Source organism: Pseudonocardia pini (genome assembly GCF_013870575.1).
GTDB classification, from domain to species: domain Bacteria; phylum Actinomycetota; class Actinomycetes; order Mycobacteriales; family Pseudonocardiaceae; genus Pseudonocardia; species Pseudonocardia pini.
This window is the reverse complement of sequence record NZ_JACBXB010000430.1, coordinates 1-4,718: the sequence shown is the minus strand read 5'-3', so window position 1 is coordinate 4,718 and position 4,718 is coordinate 1. Positions and strand designations below refer to the sequence as shown.

Genomic DNA, 4,718 nt, shown 5'->3' with positions numbered 1-4,718 from the left:
GACACCTGCGGCCACGCGGGCGGCTCGGGCACGGGAGCCGGAGCAGGGTCCGGCGTCGGCAGGCTGACCGGGATGAAGGCCGGGAAGGCGGTCGCGAGGGTGTGGTTCGCGTTCTCCTGGTAGCGGTTCGCGGCGTCGGCGGCCTTCTGCCGGTTGCCGTCCGACAGCTGCGCCGCGGCCCGCGTCCCCGCGGCCGTGTCGAGGGTCTGGATCCCGGCGAGCTCGGTGTTCGCCGCGGAGTAGTGCTGGGCCTGGTCCTGCAGCGCCTGGGCCGCGGAGCCGAAGGAGTACGCCCCGACCCGGCCCGGTTCGCCCAGCCTGCGCAGGTAGGCCGCCGTGCTCTCCGCCGCCGTGCCCTCGTGCACCTCGACGTAGGCCCGCTCGATCGCCACCATCTGCGCGTTGATGTCCCGGAGCCGCTCCGCCACCCCCGCCAACGCCTCCGCCGCCGCCCGCATCGACGCAGGCCCCTGCCCCGCGATCACCGGATCCCGGATCTCCCGCAGCGGCATCCCCTCGAAGACCACCGCAGTGCCTGCGTAGCTGGCCCCACTCATCGACGCGCCTCGTTCTCTCTGCTCCATCGTCTTTACGCTTCCCCCAGGGTGACCAGCACGGACGCCGACACGTTGACTGCCGCTTCGCATAGTCGAGGAGCCTCGGCCTTCAGCGAATTGGCGTGCACCACGAGCACCTGGCGCTCAGCCAGGCCGACCCAGACCTCGCACGTCGGTGACGTTCCAGGACTGAGCCGAAGAGCCGGGTAGCTCCTGATCTCGAACTCCTCAAACGTCTCGAACGTGTCTCTTTGCGCGTACACGAAATCGAGGCCCAGGTCAGTGTTGATCACGATGTCCACATCGAGGGACTTGTCCGGGCTACGCCAGGCACACGATGAGGCCGCGGCGGTCGACTCATCCGCAGCCGTGGTGACCGAAAGACCGACCGCTTGAGCGGCCTCAGCGTCGAGAACTGAGCACGCAACTACACCGCGTACGTCGAGCGGCCGCGAGACGCTTCGTTGGGGACCCTCGAGGCTCAGGTCCGGCGATGGCAGAGGGTCGGAAGGAGTTCGATCAGTCCCCGAGTCATCGGCGCCGCATGCGCAGCAGAGGGTCAGGAGCCCAGCTGCGAGAAGCGCTCCGGTGCGGCGGCGGTTCGAGCTCACGCCCGGGCCCCGATGTCCACCTGCCGATACCCCTCGGCCTGTCGCACGATGGCCTCTCTCGCCGCGATCATGCTTCCTCGCCAACTACTGAGGTAGTCGATCGAGGCGCGGAGCATGAGTGAGCTCTGCAGCGCGGCGTTGCGACTCACAGGATCCTCACCCGCGCTCACGATCCTGGGCGCCCGCAGCTGATGTTCGAGGTCCACGATGTCGCGGATCACGGAATCCAGTCTCGCGACCAAGGTGTGAACCCGCTCCGGGTCCACGCGTAGCGCGGTGGCGGCACTCGGCGTCTCGAGGCGCACAGGGACGGGTTCGGGGTCGTCCCAGCGTGGGGCGGTCATGGGCTGATGATCGCAGGCCGAGGGGCGGGTCAGGGGCGAACGACGAGATCGTTCACACCCGTGAATCAGAGCAGCTGCATCCGGGCCTGGACGAGGGAGTCCTGGACGAAGGTCAGCCAGTGGTAGACCCCCAGGTGCGGGGCGCGGGGGTCCTCCTCCGGGAACTCCTCGGGTGTCTCCTCCGAGACGTCGAGGGCGGTGCCGAGGGCGAGCCGGACGTCGTTGAGCGCCGTCAGCCACTCGTCCGCCTGCTCCGGCGCCAGCTCGACCCGGCCGCCGTGCGTCGGCAGCGCGGCGAGCACCGCGGAGGCGGCGTGCTGCTTGGCCTCGATGAGCTCGGGCTCGTGCAGCGAGCGCAGGCCCGCGGCGAGGTCCGCGTCCTCCATCGTGAAGTCCGGGAGCAGCCGGGCGAGGACCCGGTCCTCGGGCCGCTTCGACGGACCTGTCCTCATGCCGGTCAGCTCGGCGAGCTCGTCCGTGGGCGACTCGCCCTCCCGCGCCTCGAGCATCTGCAGGACCTCGCCGACCAGCCCGCGCAGGACGGTGGACTCCTGCTCCTCCAGCGTGGTGACCAGCCGCACCCGCGACCCGCGACCCGCGCGCTTCCAGCCGTTCACGTGCGCTGCATGGTGGCCCAGAGGCCCGCTGCGTGGAGCTTCGCGACGTCGCCCTCGATCTTGTCCTTGTCCCCGCTGGACACGGCAGCCTTGCCCTTGTGGTGCACGTCCAGCATCAGCGCGGTGGCCTTCTGCTCCGGGTACCCGAAGATCTTCTGCAGCACGTAGGTCACGTAGGACATGAGGTTGACCGGGTCGTTCCAGACGACCGCCTGCCACGGGGTGTCCCCAGTGGTCTCGGTATCCGGGTCGACGGCAGGGTCCACCCGCGTGGCGGGCGAGCTCAGCGGCACGGACATGTCTCCATGGTGACACGCTCCCCCACGCCCGCAGAACGCCGCATAGGCTCACCACATGAGCGGCAACGGGAGCACCGCGCTCCTCACCGACATGTACGAGCTGACCATGGTCGCCGCGGCGCTCGCCGACGGCACCGCGGACCGTCAGTGCACCTTCGAGCTCTTCGCCCGCAGGCTCCCGGACGGGCGCCGCTACGGCGTCGTCGCGGGCACCGGCCGGGTGCTGGAGTCGTTGGCGGACTTCCGGTTCGGCGACGAGGAGCTGGCCTCCCTGCAGGGCGGGCTCGACGACCGCATGCTCGCCTGGCTGAAGGACTACCGGTTCTCCGGGGACGTCGACGGCTACCCCGAGGGCGAGCTCTACTTCCCCGGCTCCCCCATCCTCACCGTCACGGGCACCTTCGCCGACGCGTGCGTCCTCGAGACCCTCTTCCTCTCGATCCTCAACCACGACAGCGCGATCGCCTCCGCCGCGGCCCGGATGGTCACGGCCGCGGGGAGCCGCCCGCTCATCGAGATGGGCTCGCGGCGCACCCACGAGGAGGCCGCGGTGTCCGCCGCCCGCGCGGCCTACCTGGCGGGCTTCGCCACGACGTCGAACCTGGAGGCCGCCCGCCGCTACGGCGTCCCCGCCGCGGGCACCGCCGCGCACGCCTGGATCCTCCTGCACGACGACGAGCTGGGCGCGTTCTCCGCGCAGGTCGAGGCCCTGGGCACGGACACCACCCTGCTCGTGGACACCTACGACATCCACCGCGGCATCGAGCTCGCGATCGAGGCGGCGGGGCCGGAGCTCGGCGCGATCCGGATCGACTCCGGTGACCTCGGCGTGATGGCCCACCAGGCCCGCGAGCAGCTGGACTCGCTCGGCGCCGTGAACACCAGGATCGTGCTGTCCGGCGACCTCGACGAGTACGCCATCGCGAGCCTGCGCGCCGAGCCGGTGGACTCCTACGGGGTCGGGACGAGCGTGGTCACCGGGTCCGGCGCGCCGACGGCGGGCATGGTCTACAAGCTCGTCGAGGTGGACGGGCGGCCGGTCGCGAAGCGGTCGTCGAGCAAGGAGTCGCGCGGCGGGCGCAAGTCGGCGCTGCGCCGCTACAAGCCCACCGGGACCGCGGTGGAGGAGGTCGTGCACCTGGCCTCGACCACGGTGGAGCGGGGCCCCCACGACCGCGTGCTGCCGATCCCGCTGGTCCGCGGCGGCGACGCCCTCCCCGACCTGCCCACCCTCGACGAGGGCCGGGAGCGGCTGCGTCAGGCGCTGGTCTCCGTGCCGTGGGAGGGCCTGAAGCTCTCCAAGGGCGAGCCCGCCATCCCGACCGTCTTCCCGGGGGCGTGAGGTGGCCCGCGCCCTGATCGTCGTCGACGTCCAGAACGACTTCTGCGAGGGCGGCTCGCTCGCCGTGGCGGGCGGCGCCGCGATCGCCGCCGAGATCTCCGCGCAGGCCCGCAGCGGGGAGTACGCGGCCGTGGTCGCGACCCGGGACTTCCACGTCGACCCCGGCGACCACTTCAGCGACACCCCGGACTTCGTGCACAGCTGGCCGGTGCACTGCGTGGCGGGGACGCCGGGGGCGAGCTTCCATCCCTCGCTCGACGTCGCGCGGATCGAGGCGGTGTTCGACAAGGGCCAGTTCACCGCGGCGTACTCCGGGTTCCAGGGCGCGGAGCCCGGCCAGGTCGCTCTGCAGGCGTGGTTGCACCACAAGGGGATCGACGCCGTCGACGTCGTCGGGATCGCCACCGACTACTGCGTGCGCGCCACCGCGCTCGACGCCCTCGGTGCCGGTCTGTCCACCCGGCTGCTGCCGGACCTGTGTGCCGGCGTCGCCCCCGAGTCCACCGACCGGACCCTGGCCGAGCTGCGGGAGGCGGGCGTCACCCTCCGCTGAGCCGCCACGCCGTCGGCGTCACGCCGTGGGCGGTGCGGAAGCGGCGCAGGAAGTAGCCGGGGTCCCGGTAGCCGACCCGCCCCGCCACGTCGGCGACGGTCAGGGTGGTCTCGGCGAGCAGCCTGCGCGCCTCGCGCATCCGCCGCTCGGTGATCCACTGCTGGACGGTGCGGCCGGTGGTGCGGCCGACCACGGTCGTCAGGTGCCCGGGGGTCAGCCCGACGGCGGCGGCGACGTCCCGCAGCGACAGGGTGTCGGCGAAGCGGTCCTCGATCACCGCGAACACCCGGGCGACGAGGGGGTCGACCTGCTCCCGACCGTCGACGCCGAGCCTGCCGAGGCGCACCAGGAGCAGGGTGAGCAGGGCGCGGGCGGCGTCGGCGTAGCCCTCGCGA

Annotated in this window: 8 protein-coding genes; 2 read left to right on the top strand and 6 right to left on the bottom strand. The window is 71.9% G+C overall.

Going from position 1 to position 4,718, the window contains the following annotated elements; genetic code table 11:
* The 5 genes from H5J29_RS21465 to clpS all read right to left on the bottom strand — a co-directional run.
* Positions 1–557, bottom strand: a 557-nt coding sequence (locus tag H5J29_RS21465) for a hypothetical protein (RefSeq protein WP_181782841.1), incomplete at its 3' end; no start/stop codon positions are given.
* Positions 558–589: 32 nt separating this feature from the next.
* The gene (locus H5J29_RS21460; RefSeq protein ID WP_181782840.1) at positions 590–1,168 is read right to left on the bottom strand and encodes a DUF3558 family protein; all 579 of its coding nucleotides are present in this window, start codon (positions 1,166–1,168) and stop codon (positions 590–592) included.
* On the bottom strand, positions 1,165–1,512 hold the full coding sequence (locus H5J29_RS21455; protein WP_181782839.1) for a hypothetical protein: 348 nt from the start codon (positions 1,510–1,512) through the stop codon (positions 1,165–1,167). Before H5J29_RS21455 ends, H5J29_RS21460 begins: the two co-directional genes overlap by 4 nt.
* 65 nt (positions 1,513–1,577) lie before the next feature.
* Complete coding sequence (locus H5J29_RS21450; protein WP_181782838.1) at positions 1,578–2,129, bottom strand: DUF2017 domain-containing protein; 552 nt, start codon at positions 2,127–2,129, stop codon at positions 1,578–1,580.
* Positions 2,126–2,428, bottom strand: coding sequence for an ATP-dependent Clp protease adapter ClpS (gene clpS, locus H5J29_RS21445; protein ID WP_181782837.1), 303 nt, complete (start codon positions 2,426–2,428; stop codon positions 2,126–2,128). The genes H5J29_RS21450 and clpS overlap by 4 nt, the downstream gene beginning before the upstream one ends.
* 55 nt (positions 2,429–2,483) lie before the next feature.
* Here clpS and H5J29_RS21440 point away from each other — a divergent pair, with 55 nt between their 5' ends.
* Both H5J29_RS21440 and H5J29_RS21435 read left to right on the top strand, forming a co-directional pair.
* The gene (locus tag H5J29_RS21440; protein ID WP_181782836.1) at positions 2,484–3,770 is read left to right on the top strand and encodes a nicotinate phosphoribosyltransferase; all 1,287 of its coding nucleotides are present in this window, start codon (positions 2,484–2,486) and stop codon (positions 3,768–3,770) included.
* Position 3,771: 1 nt separating this feature from the next.
* Positions 3,772–4,323, top strand: coding sequence for an isochorismatase family protein (locus H5J29_RS21435; protein ID WP_181782835.1), 552 nt, complete (start codon positions 3,772–3,774; stop codon positions 4,321–4,323).
* Here H5J29_RS21435 and H5J29_RS21430 read toward each other — a convergent pair.
* The coding region (locus H5J29_RS21430) for a helix-turn-helix transcriptional regulator (protein ID WP_181782834.1) at positions 4,310–4,718 on the bottom strand (409 nt) is incomplete at its 5' end. The genes H5J29_RS21435 and H5J29_RS21430 overlap by 14 nt on opposite strands.

What these genes read in the sequence shown, in the direction of transcription:
- H5J29_RS21455 (WP_181782839.1), bottom strand. Translation starts at nt 1,512, where the DNA reads ATGACCGCCCCACGCTGGGACGACCCCGAACCCGTCCCTGTGCGCCTC.
- clpS (WP_181782837.1), bottom strand. Translation starts at nt 2,428, where the DNA reads ATGTCCGTGCCGCTGAGCTCGCCCGCCACGCGGGTGGACCCTGCCGTC.
- H5J29_RS21440 (WP_181782836.1), top strand. Translation starts at nt 2,484, where the DNA reads ATGAGCGGCAACGGGAGCACCGCGCTCCTCACCGACATGTACGAGCTG.